The 19,042-nt window shown below is 63.8% G+C and carries 14 protein-coding genes and 1 tRNA gene; 6 read left to right on the forward strand and 9 right to left on the reverse strand.

What is annotated here, in order from left to right; all coding sequences use genetic code 11:
* Positions 1-85: 85 nt before the first annotated feature.
* The 6 genes from glgX to M2336_RS15985 form a co-directional block, all read right to left on the reverse strand.
* Positions 86-1,885 (reverse strand): glycogen debranching protein GlgX, encoded by a 1,800-nt coding sequence (gene glgX, locus M2336_RS15960; protein ID WP_264593196.1) that lies wholly within the window; start codon positions 1,883-1,885, stop codon positions 86-88.
* A 38-nt stretch (positions 1,886-1,923) separates the two neighbouring features.
* Positions 1,924-3,555, reverse strand: a complete 1,632-nt coding sequence (locus M2336_RS15965; protein ID WP_264593197.1) for an alpha-D-glucose phosphate-specific phosphoglucomutase — start codon at positions 3,553-3,555, stop codon at positions 1,924-1,926.
* A complete protein-coding gene (gene glgA, locus M2336_RS15970) occupies positions 3,552-5,006 on the reverse strand; it encodes a glycogen synthase GlgA (protein WP_264593198.1) in 1,455 nt (484 codons plus the stop codon). Before glgA ends, M2336_RS15965 begins: the two co-directional genes overlap by 4 nt.
* A gap of 93 nt (positions 5,007-5,099) precedes the next feature.
* Positions 5,100-6,365 carry a glucose-1-phosphate adenylyltransferase gene (glgC, locus tag M2336_RS15975; RefSeq protein ID WP_264570843.1) on the reverse strand — a complete coding sequence of 422 codons (1,266 nt, stop codon included), beginning with the start codon at positions 6,363-6,365 and terminating at the stop codon, positions 5,100-5,102.
* A gap of 46 nt (positions 6,366-6,411) precedes the next feature.
* Positions 6,412-8,565: a 1,4-alpha-glucan branching protein GlgB gene (glgB, locus tag M2336_RS15980; protein ID WP_264593199.1), complete on the reverse strand. Its 2,154-nt coding sequence runs from the start codon at positions 8,563-8,565 to the stop codon at positions 6,412-6,414.
* Positions 8,562-10,982, reverse strand: coding sequence for a glycogen/starch/alpha-glucan phosphorylase (locus M2336_RS15985; RefSeq protein ID WP_264570845.1), 2,421 nt, complete (start codon positions 10,980-10,982; stop codon positions 8,562-8,564). Before M2336_RS15985 ends, glgB begins: the two co-directional genes overlap by 4 nt.
* Positions 10,983-11,350: 368 nt before the next feature.
* On the opposite strand from M2336_RS15985, the gene M2336_RS15990 reads away from it, so the two are divergent.
* Together M2336_RS15990 and M2336_RS15995 are read left to right on the forward strand one after the other, a co-directional pair.
* Positions 11,351-14,572: a TonB-dependent receptor plug domain-containing protein gene (locus M2336_RS15990; RefSeq protein ID WP_264593200.1), complete on the forward strand. Its 3,222-nt coding sequence runs from the start codon at positions 11,351-11,353 to the stop codon at positions 14,570-14,572.
* Positions 14,573-14,764: 192 nt separating this feature from the next.
* Complete coding sequence (locus tag M2336_RS15995; protein ID WP_264573246.1) at positions 14,765-15,340, forward strand: MarR family winged helix-turn-helix transcriptional regulator; 576 nt, start codon at positions 14,765-14,767, stop codon at positions 15,338-15,340.
* A 122-nt stretch (positions 15,341-15,462) separates the two neighbouring features.
* Here the strand turns inward: M2336_RS15995 and M2336_RS16000 are convergent.
* Positions 15,463-15,548: transfer RNA gene (locus M2336_RS16000), tRNA-Tyr, on the reverse strand.
* Between the two features lie 103 nt (positions 15,549-15,651).
* On the opposite strand from M2336_RS16000, the gene M2336_RS16005 reads away from it, so the two are divergent.
* The 3 genes from M2336_RS16005 to M2336_RS16015 are packed head-to-tail and all read left to right on the forward strand — an operon-like array spanning position 15,652 to position 17,626.
* Positions 15,652-16,404 (forward strand): TrmH family RNA methyltransferase, encoded by a 753-nt coding sequence (locus tag M2336_RS16005; RefSeq protein WP_264573247.1) that lies wholly within the window; start codon positions 15,652-15,654, stop codon positions 16,402-16,404.
* A gap of 38 nt (positions 16,405-16,442) precedes the next feature.
* Complete coding sequence (locus M2336_RS16010; RefSeq protein ID WP_319801645.1) at positions 16,443-17,216, forward strand: hypothetical protein; 774 nt, start codon at positions 16,443-16,445, stop codon at positions 17,214-17,216.
* Entirely contained in the window at positions 17,213-17,626 is a 414-nt protein-coding gene (locus M2336_RS16015; RefSeq protein ID WP_264573249.1) for a DUF2147 domain-containing protein, read from the forward strand. Before M2336_RS16010 ends, M2336_RS16015 begins: the two co-directional genes overlap by 4 nt.
* Before the next feature lie 40 nt (positions 17,627-17,666).
* On the opposite strand, the gene M2336_RS16020 is transcribed toward M2336_RS16015, so the two are convergent.
* Entirely contained in the window at positions 17,667-17,984 is a 318-nt protein-coding gene (locus M2336_RS16020; protein WP_264570850.1) for a 2Fe-2S iron-sulfur cluster-binding protein, read from the reverse strand.
* A gap of 94 nt (positions 17,985-18,078) precedes the next feature.
* On the opposite strand from M2336_RS16020, the gene M2336_RS16025 reads away from it, so the two are divergent.
* Positions 18,079-18,693: a DNA-3-methyladenine glycosylase family protein gene (locus M2336_RS16025; protein ID WP_264573250.1), complete on the forward strand. Its 615-nt coding sequence runs from the start codon at positions 18,079-18,081 to the stop codon at positions 18,691-18,693.
* Between the two features lie 27 nt (positions 18,694-18,720).
* Here M2336_RS16025 and M2336_RS16030 read toward each other — a convergent pair whose 3' ends face one another.
* On the reverse strand, positions 18,721-19,014 hold the full coding sequence (locus M2336_RS16030; protein WP_264573251.1) for a 4a-hydroxytetrahydrobiopterin dehydratase: 294 nt from the start codon (positions 19,012-19,014) through the stop codon (positions 18,721-18,723).
* Positions 19,015-19,042 lie beyond the last annotated feature (28 nt).

A 19,042-nucleotide genomic window follows, 5' to 3' on the forward strand; every position in this document is an offset into this window, starting at 1 on the left:
CATCAGGGTGTTCCGTGCTGCTGCGCCAGGCCGCTGGCCCTTCGCTTTGCGCGGAATGATTCCCCATTCCCCGCCCGGTTTTCACTCAAAGCCGGACAATGTCAACAATGAGTCGGCGCTGCGCGCGGTCGACGAGGAGCGTGAAGCGGCGACCATTCGGCAAGTCCGCCTCGTAGCGGACAAAGCCGGTCTCGGCCGATTCCCATTCGGAAACGCTCATACCCGCCCCGTCCGCCCGGGACCAGCGGCCGCCCTCAGGAAATGTCGCGAACGCATCGAGATCCGCCGCGCGCGCGGCGGAGAGCGCGCAGGCAAAGGCTTCCAGTGCGGCATCGCGATCATGCCAGGCAATCCAGGAGAGCGGATTATCCTGCGCATAAGCGTTGTTGTTGCCCTGCTGAGTGCGGCCAAATTCATCGCCGGCGGTGAGCATGATCGTCCCGGACGAGGCAAAGAGCGTCGCGAGCAAGGCCCGCAGATCGTCCCCGCGCGCCGCGATCACGTCCGGGTCGTCGCTCGGTCCCTCGACACCGTGGTTCCAGCTGAAATTCTCGCCATGTCCGTCGCGATTATGCTCACCATTGGCGAGATTGTGACGATGGACATAGGCCACGGTATCGGCGAGCGTGAAGCCGTCATGAGACGCCAAAAAATTGACGCTCCGGCTCGGCTTGCCGAAGATGTCCGCCGATCCGGCGAGACGCGTGACGAAGGCGCCGATCCCGCCGTCGCCACGCCAGAAGCGGCGCACATCGTCGCGATAGCGGTCGTTCCACTCCAGCCAACTCTCAGGAAAGCGGCCAAGCTGATAACCGTCCGCGCCGATATCCCATGGCTCGGCGATCAGGATACGATCCGCCAGCCAGGGATCGCGCGCGATCTCATCGAAGATTGGCGCCTGCGGATCGAACGCCGGGCCGCGCGCCAGAATCGGCGCGAGATCGAAGCGGAAGCCATCCACGCCCGCCTCACGCACGAAGCGTCGGAGCGTCTCCAGCGTGAGCGCCCGCACGGCAGGCTGGGTAAAATCAAGCGTGTTACCGGTGCCGGCGACATTGACGAGGTCGCCATCGGCCTCCAGCGCATAATAGCTCCGCTCGCCCAGCCCGCGCATGGACAGGGTCGGCCCGATCCGGTCGCTCTCACCAGTGTGGTTGAACACCAGGTCGAGAATGACGCCGATGCCAGCCTCGTGCAGGCACGCCACCGTTTCGCGCAATTCCGCCATGCCGCCGGGACAAAGCCGGGGATCGAGGGCCATGGGCGCGATCGGGTTGTAGCCCCAGGCATTGGCCAACCCACGCGCGACCAGATGCCGCTCATCGATCCAGGCGACGATCGGCATCAGTTCGACCGCGCCGACATGCAGCTTCTGGAGGTGTGCGATGACCGCCGGGTGTGCGAGCGCCGCCACCGTGCCACGCAGCGCCGGTGGTACGTCCGGATGCAGCATGGTGAAACCGCGTACGTTCAACTCGTAGATCAGGGCGCCCTGGCGGAAGTGCGGCGGCGCTGGCGGGACATCGGCCAGCGGCGCGGTGACGACGCTGCGCGGCACCAGCGGCGCCGTCTCTACGCCGCGCTCGGCAAGCTGGGGATCGTAGACAAAAGGCCGATCAATGGCGCTCGCCCAGGGATCGACCAGCAGCTTGGCGGGATCGAAGCACAGCCCCTGCTCCGGTGCCCATGGGCCGTCAGCGCGAAAACCATAACGCTGGCCGGCAGCAGCCCCGGCAATCTGCGCCTGCCAGACATCGGCTTGTTGGGCCATGGCATGGCAATGCTCGTGCCCATCCTCGTCGAACAGGCACAGGGTGACGGCAGTGGCATCGGGTGCCCAGACGGAGAATGTCGCGCCCTCGCGGGTGAGGTGAACGCCGTACATTCAGGCCCTAAACGCCTGCGAAGCAAAGGTGCGCCGCCTCATGTCACGACATCCGGGGCAGTGCGGCCCGTAAAGCGCGCGATACCAGCAATCGCCTCTGCCGCTGCGATCAGCTCCGCCAGCATCGCAGGCGTCTCTTCATCCAGCGTGCCGCCAACCGGCTCGTAACGCTCCAGATAGACGCGCAGCGTCGCGCCTTCCGTGCCCGTGCCGGAGAGACGAAACACCACGCGCGAACCGCCCTCGAACAGCACGCGCAGGCCCTGATTGGCACTGACCGAGCCATCGACCGGATCGGCGTAAGAGAAGCTGTCCGCCGCCGCGACGGTGAGCGCGCCGAAGCGCGCACCGGGCAGCGCGGGGAGCGCCGCCGTCAGCGCCTCGATGAGCGCATTGGCCTTCTCCGTCTCGATGCCCTCATAATCGTGCCGCGCATAATAATTGCGGCCGAAGCGCGCCCAGTGATCGCGAGCCAGAGCATCGACGCTGATCTTGCGCTCGGCAAGGATGTTGAGCCAGAGCAGCACGGCCCACACCCCGTCCTTCTCGCGGACATGGTCGCTGCCCGTGCCGGCGCTTTCCTCGCCGCAGATGGTCGCCATGCCGGCATCCAACAGATTGCCGAAGAATTTCCAGCCGGTCGGCGTCTCGAAGCTCGGGATGCCGAGCGCTTCCGCCACGCGATCCGCCGCTGCGCTGGTCGGCATGGAGCGGGCAATGCCCTTGAGGCCGCCGCGATAGCCCTTGGCGAGATGGGCGTTAGCCGCCAGCATCGCCAGCGAATCCGACGGCGTGACGAAGCGCCCCTTTCCGATAATCAGGTTGCGGTCACCATCGCCATCCGACGCCGCGCCGAAATCGGGGGCGTCCGCGCTCATCATCAGATCGTACAGCACCTTGGCGTGGACGAGATTGGGGTCTGGGTGATGATGGCCAAAGTCCTCCAGCGGTGTCCCATTGCGGACGGTGCCGGGCGCAAAGCCCAGGCGTCGCTCGAAAATCTCGGTCGCATAAGGGCCGGTGACCGCGCTCATCGCATCGAAGGCGAGCGTGAAACCGCCCGCGGCCATGGCGCGAATGGCGGCGAAGTCGAACAGCTCCTCCATGAGATCGGCATAATCGGCCACAGGATCGACCACCTCGACCGCCATGCCGCCGACCGTGACGGTGCCCAACGCATCGAGATCGATGTCGCCGGCTTCCACCATCTGCCACTGGGTGATGGTCTGCGTACGCGTGTAGATTGCCTCGGTCACTTTCACCGGCGCCGGCCCGCCATTGGAGACATTATACTTGATCCCGAAATCCTCGTCCGGCCCCCCGGGATTGTGGCTGGCAGAGAGGATGAGGCCGCCCAGCGCGCCATATTTGCGAATGAGGTGGCTGGCGGCAGGCGTCGAGAGGATGCCGCCCTGCCCCACCATCACCTTCGCAAAGCCATTGGCGGCGGCCATGCGGATCGCCTGCTGGATGACCGTCCGGTTATGATAGCGCCCATCGCCACCAATCACGAGCAGGGCGCCATCCTTGCCGTCAATCGCATCGAAGACCGACTGGACGAAATTCTCGGCGTAATTGGCCTGCTGGAACACCCGCACCTTCTTGCGCAGGCCGGATGTGCCGGGCTTCTGGCCTTCGAACGGCGTAGTGGGAACGCGCGTGATCGTCATCTCTGCTCCTTGATTTGCCGATAGAGCGCAGCATAGGCAGCGCCGCTCCGTCCCCAGCTATTGTCCGTCTTCATGCCCGCCTGCTGGATCGGCCGCCAGGGCGCTCCCGCCCCATAAAGGCGGATCGTGCGGCTGATCGCCGCTGCAAGGCCCTGATAATCGACCGGCGAGAACAGCACGCCGGTGGCTGCCCCCGCGTTCATCGCGGCCTCATTGGCGTCGATCACCGTATCGCCCAGCCCGCCGGTGCGCGCGACGACCGGCACGCAGCCATAAGCCAGACCGTAAAGCTGCGTGAGACCGCAGGGCTCGAACCGGGAGGGAATGAGAATGGCATCGCCCCCGCCCTGCATCAGATGAGCGAGCGGCTCGTCATAGCCGATGCGAATGCCGACGCGACTGGGGTGGCGGCCGGCGGCGGCATGAAGTCCGGCCTCGATTGCAGCATCACCGCTGCCGAGCACCGCGAGCCTGCCACCGAGGCCAACGAGGTGATCGATCACCTCCAGCAGCACGTCCATGCCCTTCTGCCAGGTGAGCCGCGTGATGACGACGAACAGCGGCCCATCGCCGCTCTCCAGCCCGAAGGCGGCCTCGATCGCCCGCTTGTTGGCCACGCGACCGGAGAGGTCGTCCGCCGTGAATGGCGCGGCCAGCGCTGCATCCTTGGCCGGATTCCACTCGGCGGCATCGATGCCGTTGACGATGCCATGCATGCGGTCCTGCCGGCCGACGACCAGCCCCTCCAACCCCATGCCGAATTCCGGCCGGCGGATTTCCTCGGCATAGCCGGGGCTCACGGTGGTGATCGCATCGGCGAGGACCAGCCCCGCCTTCAGCATCCCCACGCCTCCATGATATTCCACGCCCTCGATCGACCATGCGACAGGCGGCAGGTCCAGCCGGGCAAAGAAAGCTGCGTCGAACCAGCCCTGGAATGCCATGTTGTGGATGGTCATCACGCTGGCGGGTCTTGTTGCCTGATCTCCGGAATAGACCAGATAGGCCGGCGCGAGCCCGGCCTGCCAATCATGCGCGTGGAGCACATCGAACGGCTTGAGCCCTGTGCGCCCGGCGGCGAGATCGGCTGCGGCCTTGGCGAAGGCGGCGAAACGCAGGCCGTTGTCCAGCCAGTCCCGCCCCATGGCATCGGCATAAGGTCCGCCGTCGCGCTCGAAAAAGCCGGGCGCATCGAGCACCAGCAGCGGGCGCCCCTCATGCTTGGCAGCGAGAATGCGCGCCGGCGTGCCGAGCAGCGAGTCATAGCGGAAGACGGTGCGCTTGCGCGGCAGGGCCTTCAAGACGGAGGGGTAGCCCGGCAGAAAGCGCGTCATCGCCACGCCATGCGGCGCCACCGCCGCCGGCAAGGCCCCGGCCACATCGGCAAGGCCACCGGTCTTGATGAGCGGCCAGCATTCGGACGCGGCGGAGAGGACGGAAAGCTCTGTCATGTTCGTAACAACCCGATGGACGGCGACACGCCTTAAGGCAAAGGATGAAAAATCCGGTTCGACACGCGCAAGTGCTGCGCGCGCCGCAAGACGCTAGTCCAGCCGGTCGATCATCGCCTTGGTGATCAGACAGATGCCGCTTTCCGTGCGGCGAAACCGCTGCCCGTCCAGGCCCGGATCTTCGCCGACGACCAGACCTTCCGGAATGCGCACGCCGCTGTCGATGATGCACCGCTTGAGCCGCGCACCGCGACCGATGTTGCAATAAGGCAGGATCACCGCCTCCTTCACGCTGGCGAAGCTGCCCATCTTCACCCCGGTGAAGAGCAGGCTGCGATGCGCCTCGGCGCCCGAGACGATGCAATCCTGCGAGATGAGCGAACTCACCGCCATGCCCCGGCGGCCTTCCTCATCATGCACGAACTTGGCGGGCGCAGCGATGATCTGGTCGGTCCAGATCGGCCAGTCCCGATCGTACATGTTGAGCTTGGGCACGACGTCGGTCAGGTCGATATTGGCTTCCCAATAGGCATCCAGCGTGCCGACATCGCGCCAATATTCTTCGATCTGCTCGGCGGCGCGGATCGCGCTCGATGAAAACAGATGAGCGACAGCTTTGCCGTGCTTGACGATATAGGGGATGATGTCCCCGCCGAAATCGCGCTTGCTCTCCGGATCGTCGGCATCGCGGCGGAGTTGCTCGAAGAGAAATTCGGTTGTGAAGACATAGATGCCCATCGAGGCGAGCGCGACATCGGGCTTGCCGGGCATGGCCGGCGGGTCCGCCGGCTTCTCAAGGAAGCTGGTGATCTGGCCCTTGTCATCGACATGCATGACCCCAAAGGCCGTCGCCTGCATGCGCGGCACTTCAAGGCAGCCGACGGTCACATCGGCATTTTCCTGCACATGCTGCTGCAGCATGAGCTCATAATCCATCTTGTAGATGTGATCGCCCGCCAGGATGACGATATATTTGGGCGCGTGGCTGGCGATGATGTCGATGTTCTGGAACACCGCGTCCGCTGTGCCCTCATACCAGTGAAACTCGTCGATGCGCTGCGAGGCGGGCAGGATGTCGAAGCTCTCGTTGCGCTCGGGGCGCAGGAAATTCCAGGCGCGCTGCATGTGGCGGATGAGCGAGTGGGCCTTGTACTGCGTCGCCACCCCGATGCGCCGGATGCCGCTGTTGATCGCATTGGAGAGCGCGAAATCGATGATGCGGGACATGCCGCCGAAATAGACCGCAGGCTTCGCGCGATTGTCGGTCAGTTCCATCAGGCGGCTGCCGCGCCCGCCGGCCAAGACATAAGCCATCGCATCGCGTGCCAGAGGTTGTTTGCGGCCTTCTCTTTGTGTCACCTGTTCCCACTCCTTCCTCTGGCGCGCCATTATGACGGCAGACGCCTCAATCCTCTCCGTGCAGCATGATCGTGGCGAGGGGCGGCAAGGTCATCCTCGCCACGCCTTTCTCGGCCTGCACCGCACCCAAATTACCGACACCGCTGCCCCCATAGATCGCGGCATCGGTGTTCATCACCTCCTGCCAGACGCCATCATGCGGCAGCGGCACGCGATAATCATAATGCACCACCGGCGTCATGTTCGCGATCACCGCGACAGGCGCCTCGCCGGGTGCCTTGCGGACCCAGGCGAACACCGAATTCTCGCGATCGTCCACGATCAGCCATTCAAAGCCCTCGCCCTCGCAATCGCGCTGATAAAGCGCGGGAAGAGAGCGATACAAGCCATTGAGATCACGAATGAGCGTCCGGATGCCGGCATGGGCAGGCGCGTCCAGCAGCTCCCAGTCAAGCGCCCGCGCTTCGCTCCACTCGCGACGCTGGGCGAACTCCTGCCCCATGAACAGCAGCTTCTTGCCGGGATAGCCCCACATGAAGGCATAATAAGCGCGCAGATTGGCGAATTTCTGCCAATCATCGCCAGCCATCTTGTTGAGCAGCGAGCCCTTGCCGTGGACCACCTCGTCATGGCTGAGCGGCAGCACGAAATTCTCGGTATAGGCGTAGGTCAGCCCGAAGGTGATTTCTTCGTGATGGTACCGCCGGTGGATCGGATCACGCGCCATGTAACTGAGCGTATCGTTCATGAAGCCCATGTTCCACTTGAACCCGAAACCCAGGCCATTGTCATGCACGGGATGCGTGACGCCCGGCCATGTGGTGGATTCCTCGGCAATGGTCATGATGCCGGGATGGGCGCCGTAGATCGCCTTGTTCATGGTCTGGAGGAAGGCCGCGGCCTCCCAGTTCTCGCGCCCGCCCTCCGCGTTGGGCACCCATGCACCCGGCTCGCGGCTATAGTCGCGGTGGAGCATGGAGGCGACGGCATCGACCCTTAATCCGTCGACATGATAGCGCTCGGCCCAGAACAGCGCATTGTTGACGAGGAAGCTCGCCACCTCGCGCCGGCCGAAATTGTAGATCGCGGTGTTCCAGTCCGGATGGAAGCCCTGGCGCGGGTCTTCATGCTCATAGAGCGCCGTGCCGTCGAAGCGGGCCAGCCCGTGCGCATCCGTCGGGAAATGCGCGGGCACCCAATCGAGCAGCACGCCAAGGCCGGCGCGGTGGGCGCCATCGACAAAGCGGGCAAAGCCGGCCGGATCACCGAAGCGGGCCGAAGGCGCATAAAGACCGGTGGTCTGGTAGCCCCAGCTCGGGTCATAGGGATGCTCGGAGACCGGCAGGAACTCGATGTGCGTGAAGCCCATGTCCGCCACATAGGGGATCAGTTCCTCGGCCATCCGGTCCCATGACAGGAACCAGCCGTCCTCGTCCCGCCGCCAAGACCCGGGGTGAACCTCGTAGATGCTCACCGGTACGCGGCGCGGATCGACCGAGGCCCAATGCGCGCGGTGGGCGGCATCCCCCCAGTCCGGCTTGGCAGGAGAGAAGGTCATCGACGCGGTTTTCGGCCGAAGTTCGGAGGCGAAGGCGAACGGATCGGCCTTGAGCGGCTGGACCGTGCCGTCCGGCCCGACGATCAAATATTTATACGCCTCCCACACCCCCAGGCCGGGCATGAAGATTTCCCACACGCCATTGTCGCTGCGGCGGCGCATCACATGGCGTTGGCCGTTCCAATCATTAAAGTCGCCGACCAGCGCCACGCGCTGTGCATTGGGCGCCCAGACGGCAAAGTGAACGCCACTGGCGCCTTCATGTTCAATGAGATGCGCGCCAAGCTTGTCGAACAATCGGAAGTGTGTGCCTTCCCCGATCAGCAGATCGTCAAGCGGGCCCAAAACCGGCCCAAAGCTGTACGGGTCCGTGATTGTCCATTCTGCCCCCTGCCCCTTCACACGATAGCGCAAGGGCTGACGCGGTCCCGACACGGCGCCTTCGAACAGACCGCGCGCATCGACGCGCTCCAGCGTGCCCAGCCGCGTGCCCGCCAGATTATAGGCGTCCACCTGCTCGGCACCCGGCACGACAGCGCGCACGAACATGCCAGTCGGCCCTTCGTGCGGCCCGAGCAACGAAAAGGGGTCGGCATGGGTGCCAGCCAGCAAGGCTTCAAGGGCCGCTTTGGGCGGCTTCACATAACTCCCCAGATGTCTTTGGCATATTCCGCGATGGTGCGGTCTGAGGAGAACCAACCAACGTTCGCAATGTTCCGCAGTGCTGCACTTTGCCAACCCGCGGGGTTTGACCAGCGCGCATCGACAGCGCGCTGGGCCTGGCTGTAGCTCTCGAAATCGGCTGCGACCATGAACCAGTCATGGTCATACAGGCCGCCGATCAGCTCGACATAACGGTTGGGGTCGTCCGGCGAGAAAACGCCCGAGGCAATCGCTGACACCGCCTGCTGCAACTCGCGCGACTCCTCGATGATCTGGCGCGGATTATAGCCATTGGCCCGCTGGTGCGCGACTTCATCCGCCGTCAGACCGAAAATGACGATATTGTCATCGCCCACCCGGTCCTTGATCTCGATATTGGCGCCATCGAGCGTGCCGATGGTCAGCGCGCCGTTGAGCGCGAACTTCATGTTGCCGGTGCCGGATGCCTCCATGCCGGCGGTGGAAATCTGCTCGGAGAGGTCGGCCGCCGGGATGATCTTCTCGGCGAGGCTCACATTGTAGTTCGGCACGAAGACGACCTTGAGCAACCCGCCCACCGAGGGGTCGCTGTTGATCCGCCGGGCGATGTCATTGGCCAGTTTGATGATGAGCTTGGCATTATGGTAGCTCGGCGCCGCCTTGCCGCCGAAAATCTTGACGCGCGGCACCCAGTCGATCTCCGGATGGCTGCGGATCTGGTCGTAGAGCGCCACCGTCTCGATGAGATTGAGGAGCTGGCGCTTATATTCGTGGATGCGCTTGATCTGCACGTCGAACAGCGCGGAGGGATCGAGGCGGATACCCATATGCTCGCGCAGATGCTGCGTCAGCGCCTCCTTGTTGGCGCGCTTGATGGCGCCCAGCCGCTCGCCGAGAGCCGCATCATCAGCGAACCGGTTCAGCTCGTGGAGCTTCTCGGCATCGTCCATGAACCCATCGCCGATCGTCTCGCGAATGAGCGCGGTGAGGCCGGGGTTGCACTCCAGCAGCCAGCGCCGCGGCGTCACGCCATTGGTCTTGTTATTGATCCGGTCCGGGTAGAGCCGGTGAAGATCGGCAAAAACGGTCTGCTTCATCAGCTCGGTATGCAGTGCCGCGACGCCATTGACGCTGTGCGCGCCAGCAAAGGCGAGATTGGCCATGCGCACGCGACGCTCGCCATTTTCGTCGATCACGGAAATGGCGGAGATAGCTGCATTGTCGAGCTGCTTACTGGCCCGCGCCTCACGCAGCACCAGCGCATTGATGGCGTAGACGATCTGCATATGCCGGGGCAGCATCCGCTCGAACAGCGGCAGCGGCCAGCTCTCCAGCGCCTCGGGCAGCAGAGTGTGGTTGGTATAGCCGAAGGTGGCGCGCGTGATGGTCCACGCATCCGCCAGTTCCAGCCCGTGATCGTCCATCAACAGGCGCATCAGTTCCGCGACGGACACCGCCGGATGGGTATCGTTGAGCTGGATGGCGACCTTGTCCGGCAAGGTGCGGATATCGCCATGATATTGCATATGCCGCCGCACGATGTCCTGAATGGAGGCCGACGAGAAGAAATATTCCTGGCGCAGCCGCAGTTCCTGCCCCGCCTGGGTCGAATCGGCGGGATAGAGCACGCGCACCAGGCTTTCGGCGCGCACCTGTTCGGCCAGCGCGCCGGCATGATCGCCAGCATTGAAGGCATCGAGCCGCAGCGGATCGACCGGGAAGGCATTCCACAAGCGCAGCGTGTTCACGCGACGTCCGCGCCAGCCAACCACGGGGGTGTCGACCGCCATGGCGATGACCTTCTCGGCCGGATGCCATTCGACGCGCCCATCGACATCGCCGACCACTTCGCCGCCAAAACCGACGCGATAGGCGCTCTCCCGCCGCTCGAACTCCCAGGGATTGCCATGGGCCAGCCAGTTTTCCGGTAGCTCGACCTGCCAGCCATCATCGATGCGCTGGCGGAACATGCCGTTCACATAGCGGATGCCATAGCCATAAGCGGGGATGTCGAGCGTCGCGAGGCTCTCCATGAAGCAGGCAGCGAGACGGCCGAGGCCGCCATTGCCCAGCGCAGCATCCGGTTCGATCTCCACGATCTCGTCCAGGTCCACGCCATGTTCGGCCAGCGCGGCGCGAACTTCCTCCACCACGCCCAGATTGCTCAACGCATCGCGCAGTAACCGTCCGATCAGGAATTCCAGGCTGAGATAATAGACTCTCTTCGCACCTGCAGCATGAGCCGCCTTGGACGATTCCATCCACCGCTCGATGATCTCGTCGCGCAGGGTATAGATCGTCGCGGCAAGCCAGTCGTGTGGCAGCGCAGCTTGGCTATCCTTGCCAATCCGGTGGACCAGCGCGTCAACAATCCGCATCTGAAGCGCCTTGTCCGACCTGCTGTCTCTACTCGCCATTACCCCTGCCCCTTTTCGATTCATGCCGCGTCGCGGAATCACCCATCGATAACACAGACGCACGCATGCGCCAGCCTTGCTTTCAATGCTTTTCCCCAACCCTCCGGATCAGTGAAGAGCCCAAATTTCGATTGAATCTTAGTAGTTGCCGTCTGCATTTATTTGAATAGCATTCATTTGAAGCTGACCTTTCGAGTCGGCGACGCAGACGGGGAGGATATGGCTGCGCGGCACAGGTCCGCGCAGGCAGATGGCGTTCGCTCATTCGATGTTCCTGCGCACGATGACGCGTATCCACGCCGCTCACTCTTCCTCGAGAGACGACCACGCTGCGCGAATGGCTCGCGCGACGCAGGGGAGGAAGACTGATGAACCCACGAACTGACAGATGGACGGCGCGTGCCCTGATGAGTTGCACGGCGCTCGCCTTTGCCTTCAATGCGCCAAGCCCGGCAAAGGCCCAGTCCACCGAGGCGGACGCGCAGGAGACGCAGGCGATCGTCATCACCGGATCGCGGATCGTGCGCCGCGATTATACCTCAGCGACGCCGCTGACCACCGTGACCAGCGACACCTTGCAGTCTTCCTCGGATCTCAGCATCGATCAGGGCCTGAAGGAAATGCCGCAGTTCACAGGCGGCGTCGGCGCAACCGGTCGCGGCGGCGCCGGCCTGACCGGTCTGGCCGGATCTGACGTGCAGGCCACACCGACCAACAGCCCCGGTATCGCGACGCTCGACCTGCGCGGCATCGGCGCCAATCGAACGCTGGTCCTCCTGGATGGACGGCGCACCCAGCCGGCCAATGCGACACTGGTGGTCGACATCAACACCATTCCGAAGGCAGCGCTCGACAGCGTCGAGGTCATCACCGGCGGCGCGGGCGCAACCTATGGCGCGGATGCCGTTGCCGGCGTCGTCAATTTCAAGCTCAAGCGCGACTATTCCGGCGTCACGATCGATACCAGCATGGGAATCAGCGAACGTGGCGATGGCCGGCAGTTCGAGATATCCGCGCTTGTTGGTGGCAACTTCGCCGATGGACGCGGCAACGCCATGCTGGGCGTGACCTATCAGGACCGCGACATCATCTATCAGGCGGATCGCCCCTTCTATCAGGCCGGTTATACCGATCCCGCCAGCAGCGGCGGCGCGGTCTTCTTCGGCAGCAGCTTCGGCGTTACGCCGCGCACCAATACGACCGGCGTACCGGGCGTGGTGGCCGGCTTCGACTTTGGCACACCAGCCGGCAACCCGTCCCAGGCGGCCGTCAATCAGGTGTTCGCGCGCTACGGCTTCGCGCCGGGCGAAGTCACGATTGCCGGGCCGGGCCTGTCGACCAGCTTCTTCTTCAACAAGACCGCCAATCCGCTCGATGCCACGATCTTCTCGGGCGTCGTCGGCCGCGTGACTGGTGCGCCCGCACCCAATTACAACGGCACCGACCCCAATGTGAAAATCCTGGAGAACGGCAATGCCTCCTTCGTCAGCAAGGAAGGCTATCTCCAGTTGCCGCTGCGGCGAATCTCCTTCTTCGGCAGCGCGCATTACGACATCACGGATGACATTACGGCCTATGTTCAGGCCAAGTTCGACCAGAACAACGTCCAGACCCAATCCACCTATGCCACGGCGTTTAGTCAACTGAACGCGGGTATCACTTTCGACGCCGCGACATGTGGCGCGGCGGTGGGGCATCCTGTGCCGCAGGACCTCTGCGACATCCTGCGCAGCCGCTCCCGCCCAAATGCGCCATGGTCGCTCAATCAATCGATGACGTTCATGGGCCCCTCGCGCACCGAAACGAACACCTATAATTATGAGGTGATTGGCGGCTTCCGCGGCAATGTCGGCATTCGCGACTGGACGTTCGATGTCTTCGGCGGTCACGGCAAGAGTTCGCAAGTTACGCGCTATGAGAATTTCATCGATCTGGATGCCTACCAGACGCTCATCGGCCTACCCAATTACGGCGCCGGAACAACCTTTCTGCACCCCAGCCTCGGCATGTCCGCAAGCTGCACGAGCGGCCTCAACCCGTTCACCACCGCCCCGGTCTCGCAGGACTGCCAAGACCTGATCCAAGCGAACATCAAGGCTGAGACGGTCGTCGGGCAGACGCAGGCTGAAGTGAACTTCCAGGGCGGACTGTTCGACCTGCCGGCCGGAGAAGTGCGCTTTGCGGCCGGCGCGTCCTATCGCGAAAACAACTTCTTCTATGAGCCCAGCGGCCCGCTCAACGCGCAGACGATCAACAGCGGCGTCATCAGCCTGCCCGGCGTCTCGCGAACGGAAGGCAAGATCTTCGTCAAGGATTTCTACGGCGAGGTCCTGATCCCGCTTCTGTCCGATCTGCCCTTCATTCAGGCACTGAACCTTAATGCGGGCTATCGTCACTCGAGCTACAACACGGCAGGCTCGGTCGGCACATGGAAAGTCACTGGCGACTGGGACGTGAATGACTGGCTGAAGTTCCGCGGCGGCTATCAGGTGGCCAACCGCGCACCGAACATCGCGGAAATCTTCCAGCCGGGCATCTACACCGTGGTCAACTGGCCCGGCGGCGATCCGTGCGCGACCCACGCCAACAATTCCGCCTATCCCGGTTATGGCAATCGCGCCGACAACCCGGATCGCGCACAGGTTCTGGCACTCTGCTCCGCGATCTCAGGCGGCTTTCCGATCGGTCCGGATTTCGTCGGCAATCAGCCGCAGCTGTTCCCGCTCGGGCGGGATGTCACATTGGGCAACCCAGATCTCAAATCCGAGGAAGCCCGCACCTTCACGGCCGGCATGGTCATCCGCTCGCCATGGCGGGATTCCCCATGGCTCAGCCGGCTGACCCTCTCGGTCGACTATTATAATATCAAGATCGCAGGCGCCGTCTCGACCCTGTCGACCGATTATGTCTACCGCCAGTGCTTCAACTTCGATGGGACGAGCAATCCCACTTACGATCCCGGCAACGAGTTCTGCACCCGGATCATCCGTGAGCCGCAAAGTGGCTTCTGGTCGGCGACCCGCGCCTTCTTCGAGAATCTGGGTAAAATCCACACCGCAGGCATCGATGCCAATCTCAACTGGACCGTCCCGGCGCCTGGGCTGTTCGGGGATGAGGGATCGTTCACCACCAATATCGCGTTCAACTATCTCGACAAGTTCGACGTTCAGAGCTTGCCGGGCGGGCCGACGGCCGATTACCGCGATACCATCGGCAGCAACCAGTATAGTGCGCAGTTCAAATGGAAGCTGTCGACCAATGTCGCCTATAATTTCGGGCCGGGGGCGATCAGCCTGACATGGCGTCATCTGCCCAAGGTTCGCTACTTCACCTACGCGACCAGCACGACCGCGACCGAACTCCCAATCCCCGCCTATGACATCTTCGATCTCTCAGGGCGGATCGCAGCGACATCCACTGTGGAGTTGCGGTTCGGCGTGGACAATCTGTTCGACAAGCAGCCCCCGCGCCTCGGCGTGCGGGCGGGCACGCTCGCGCAGGGAGGCTCTTCGCAGTCCGGTGTCACGGACCCGAGTACCTACGATGTGCTTGGCCGGCGCTTCTTCCTCGGCGCGCGGTTGCGCTTTTGACAAGGGTGTGGCGGGCGCATTGGGCGTCCGCCACTTGCCTCCCAACGCGCCCCTGAACGGTTGCAGACAAGACAGGTCGCGCGGGCGGTTGCACATTGCTCACGCGCAAACTAATTTTGCCGATCGCAGCGGTTTTTGCGATCTTTTGGGCGATCGCGCCCTGCTGACAAGGTAACGAAGGAACAGCATCGCATGAAAAGCGCTCCCAAGACGGCAGGCAGCGAAGCTGAAATCTTCGGCAAGGTCCTGCCACCGAAATCCGGCTATCCCTCCCCGGACATGGCGCTGACCATCACCATCGTGATGCTGGCCCGCCGCTGGCGCGCGCTGGTCGATGAGAAGCTGCGGGATATCGGCCAAAGCGCATCGCGCATGGAGGCGATGTCCTCCATCGCCTATGCACCGCCCGGCACGACCCAGATCCAGATCGCCAAGCGCGTCGGGATCGAAGGCCCTACCCTCACTCGCACGCTGGACCTGCTGGAAGCCGAGGGACTGGTGGAGCGGCTGCCCGATCCCAGCGACCGGCGCAACAAGCTGATGCGCCTGACGGCAGAGGGCTATCAGACGCTGGCCCATATGCTCGAAATCGCCGCCAGCCTGCGCGCGCATTTGCTTGAGGACGTCTCCGAGGAGAAGGTGCGGGAAGGCTATGACTTCTTCTCGATGTTGCTCCAACGCATCGAATCCGGGCTCGATCTGCCCGCCGACCAGATCGGGAAGCTGCCGGGATTCGCAAATAACGGACTGCCACCGGCCACCCGCTGACGATTTATGGGCTCGGATGGTCCGCGCCGGATAAGCGGGCCTACGGACAATGCAATCGATCGATTGCGCTGATTCAGGCTTCCGTCCCGGGGGACGCGGTTTCAACTGCTCATCATGGGAGATGGTGGAAGGGGCTGGATTCGAACCAGCGTACGCTCACGCGGGCAGATTTACAGTCTGCTGCCTTTAACCACTCGGCCACCCTTCCAGAGGCGCCTGACCCGGACGGCAGGGCCGTCAAACGGATTGGAGGCGGCTCAATGGCGAATGGGGCCTTGCCTGTCAATGCCATGCTGTGGAAAAGCGCACGCATGAAACGGGGACACAGAACAGGAAAGCCGAAAGGCGGGTATCCGAGGCTCTATGGGCGCCACGCCATCACGGCTGCGCTCGCCAATCCGGACCGGGTGATTCGCAAGATCTGGGGCACGCGCGAGGCATTGGCCGCGCTCGATCTGCCGCCGGTGTTGCCGATCGTCTATTCGGACGTGGCGGATCTGGGCCGCATGGTGCCGGGCGACGCGCCACATCAAGGCCTTGTGGCCGAGGTGGAAGCGCTGGAGGATATCTGGCTCGGCGATCTGCTGGAACAGGGCGTGCCGGATGAACAGGCGCGCCGGCCGATCCTGGTGCTCGATCAAGTGACCGACCCACACAATGTCGGCGCGATTTTGCGCTCGGCCGCGGCCTTCAATGCGCTGGGCATCGTCACGCAAGACCGTCATGCACCGCCCGAATCGGGTGTGATCGCGCGCGCGGCAGCCGGCGCGCTGGAAATCGTTCCCTGGGTGCGGGTGGTGAACCTCGCCCGCGCGCTCGATGAAATCGCCGAGGCCGGCTATTGGCGCATCGCGCTCGATGGCGACGCACGCGATACGATCGCGGGTGCGCTGGACAATACCACCCGCGTCGCGCTTGTGCTGGGCGCCGAAGGTGAAGGTCTGCGCCTGAACAGCGTCAATCACTGCGACATGGTCGCTCGCCTGCCTATCAGCCCGCGCATGGAGAGCCTCAACGTTTCCAACGCCGCGGCAATCGCGCTATACGCCTGCATGACGCGCTAGGCGCAAGCCTGGCGCCGTGCCTCGCGGGGGATGAGCGATTGACGAACCGGGCGATGATGACGCGCTGGCTGCTGGTGCTGATCGCGCCCCTGCTGCTTTCGAGCTGCCTGCTCGTGCCGACGCGATTCGCGGCGACGCTCGATATCAAGGCCGACCGCAGCTTCACCTTCGCTTATGTGGGTGAGGTGCAGCTGCTCAAGAGCAGTCCGTCCGACATGACCGACGGGCTGCTGGATGAAGACAATGCCGCAGACGACGACGCCACCGATGCCGCGACGGACGATGCGCAGATGTTCAAGATCGCCAGCCAGCCGCAAAGCAAGAGCGGGACTGCGGACGACGCCGATGCCGACGATGAGGCGCAACTCCGGCGTCTCGCCGAGGCGCTGAGCAAGGAATATGGCTACCGTTCCGCGCGGTACATCGGCGACCGCAAGCTGGCCATCGATTACCGGATCAGCGGGCGGCTCGACCATGGCTTCGTTTTCCCGTTCAACCCGGATGGGGAAGTCGTCCTTCCCTTCCTCGCCATCGAACTGCGCGGCAAGGATCGCGTGCGCGTGAAGGCTCCCGGCTTTGCCAATGATAGCGATGCCGCCACCCTGCCGATGGGCACGGCGAGCGGTCGTGAGAGCCCTGGCGGGCTTCTGGACGGGACATTCACGCTGACCACGTCGGCAGAGATCGTCAGCCAGAATCAGGAAGAAGGCGCCGAAACCATGATGGATGGACAAAGACGGATCGTCTGGAAGGTCACCCCGGCCACCAAGGATGCACCAATGGCCGTGCTACGCGTGGCTCCGCTGCCATGAGGGTGCACGCAAGCCTTGGGCTGCTGATCGCTAGCGCCGCTCTAAGCGCTAGCGCAGGCCGCGCGGCGGAAAGCGAATCGCTTGGCATCTGGACCAATCCGCAGCGCAGCGTGCAGGTGCGCGCGCATCGCTGCGGCACGGCGATGTGCGGGACGGTGATTCAAGCCAGCGAAAAAGCCCGCGCGGATGCGCGCAAGGGCGGGATGGACAATCTGATCGGCGCGCGCCTGTTCAGCGGCTTCGTGCCCGAGAAGGAGAATGTCTGGCGGGGCAAGGTGTTCGTACCGGATATCGGCAAGACCTTTTCCGGCACCATCACCCTGGTCAACGAGCGGACGCTGAGCGCGCAAGGCTGCCTGATCGGCCGCATCGGCTGCCGATCACAGGTCTGGACCCGGGTGGACAACTAGACCCGGCGGGCGCCCGCTGGCGCGCACCGGGCCAAAGCGCTCAGTCTTCCGGTGCGATCGTGACGACCATGCCCTCGAGCTCCGGACTGACCGGGATCTGGCAGGAGAGACGGCTGGAGGCATTGCGATGCTCGGAGCTGTCGAGCAGATCGTCCTCGTCGCCCTTGAGCGGCGGGAGCTTGTCCGCATAAGCCTCGTCAACATAGACATGGCAGGTTGCGCAGGAACAGCAGCCGCCACAAATGGCCAGCAGTTCGTCGATTCCGTTGTCGCGGATCACTTCCATGACCGTGTGGCCATTCTGGGCCTCGATCTCGTGGCGCGCGCCGTCCCGTGTCACAACCGTCAATTGCGGCATTTTTATCTCCAAACCATGGTTTGGCTCGCTATGAGGGGCTGCTGGACAGAAATCAACCCGGCGACGCGCGCCGCTCTTTATCCTGGGACGAACCATGCTCGATGATGCCGCATTGCGGACTTCGCTGGATGCGCTGGCGGCAGATCAGCCGGCGATCGCCGCGTTGATCGAGCGGCTCGGTTACCCCCCGTCCCGCCAGCGTGAGCCGGGATACGAAACGCTGCTGCGCACCATCGTCGGCCAGCAGGTGAGCGTCGCCGCGGCAGCCTCCGTATGGAGCAAGCTGGAGGCCGCACTCGGCGCCGGATGCGCGCCCGATGCCCTGCTGGCGCAGGATTTCGATACGCTGCGCGCCTGCGGCCTCTCCCGCCAGAAGCAGGGCTATGCCCGCAGCCTTGCTGAACTGGTGGTCAGCGGCGGGCTGGACCTGCACGCTCTGCCACAAGATGATGAGGAGGCCATTGCCGCGCTCGTGCGGATCAAGGGCATCGGGCGCTGGTCGGCGGAGATCTATCTGCTGTTCGCGGAAGGCCGCAGGGACATCTGGCCGGCGGGCGACCTCGCCGTGCAGATCGCGGTCGGGCAGATCATGGGCCTCGACAGTCGCCCAGCCGAGCGCGAAACCCGGGCGCTGGCCGAAGCCTGGCGCCCGCACCGCAGTGCCATGGCGCTGATGGCATGGCATCATTATAATACGCCTGTCTTCTGATGCGCCGTCTCCCCCGCCCCCTCCCCGTCAGAGCAACACGTCGATCGCCTTGGCGAGGGCAATGTCGCGCGCGCTCAGGCCCCCGGCATCATGGGTGGTCAGGCGAATATCCACGCGATTATAGACGTTCGACCATTCCGGGTGATGATCGGCGCGTTCGGCCAGCAGGGCGACCTTGCTCATGAACCCGAAGGCGGCGACGAAATCATCGAACCTCAGGCTGCGCGAAATGCCGCTGGCATCATCCGATAGCCTCCAGGCCGGGACGGTGCTGAGCGCTTGCGCGCGCTCCTCGTCGGAGAGACGGGCGATCCTTGGCATGGCGGTCTCCTTTTCGCGCGCCCCCTTC

The organism is Sphingobium sp. B1D7B, assembly GCF_025961965.1.
Classification (GTDB): Bacteria; Pseudomonadota; Alphaproteobacteria; order Sphingomonadales; family Sphingomonadaceae; genus Sphingobium.

Coding starts and splice junctions, on each gene's coding strand:
- glgX (WP_264593196.1), bottom strand. CDS start 1,885: ATGTACGGCGTTCACCTCACCCGCGAGGGCGCGACATTCTCCGTCTGG.
- M2336_RS15965 (WP_264593197.1), bottom strand. CDS start 3,555: ATGACGATCACGCGCGTTCCCACTACGCCGTTCGAAGGCCAGAAGCCC.
- glgA (WP_264593198.1), bottom strand. CDS start 5,006: ATGACAGAGCTTTCCGTCCTCTCCGCCGCGTCCGAATGCTGGCCGCTC.
- M2336_RS15985 (WP_264570845.1), bottom strand. CDS start 10,982: ATGGCGAGTAGAGACAGCAGGTCGGACAAGGCGCTTCAGATGCGGATT.
- M2336_RS15990 (WP_264593200.1), top strand. CDS start 11,351: ATGAACCCACGAACTGACAGATGGACGGCGCGTGCCCTGATGAGTTGC.
- M2336_RS15995 (WP_264573246.1), top strand. CDS start 14,765: ATGAAAAGCGCTCCCAAGACGGCAGGCAGCGAAGCTGAAATCTTCGGC.
- M2336_RS16005 (WP_264573247.1), top strand. CDS start 15,652: ATGAAACGGGGACACAGAACAGGAAAGCCGAAAGGCGGGTATCCGAGG.
- M2336_RS16015 (WP_264573249.1), top strand. CDS start 17,213: ATGAGGGTGCACGCAAGCCTTGGGCTGCTGATCGCTAGCGCCGCTCTA.
- M2336_RS16020 (WP_264570850.1), bottom strand. CDS start 17,984: ATGCCGCAATTGACGGTTGTGACACGGGACGGCGCGCGCCACGAGATC.
- M2336_RS16025 (WP_264573250.1), top strand. CDS start 18,079: ATGCTCGATGATGCCGCATTGCGGACTTCGCTGGATGCGCTGGCGGCA.
- M2336_RS16030 (WP_264573251.1), bottom strand. CDS start 19,014: ATGCCAAGGATCGCCCGTCTCTCCGACGAGGAGCGCGCGCAAGCGCTC.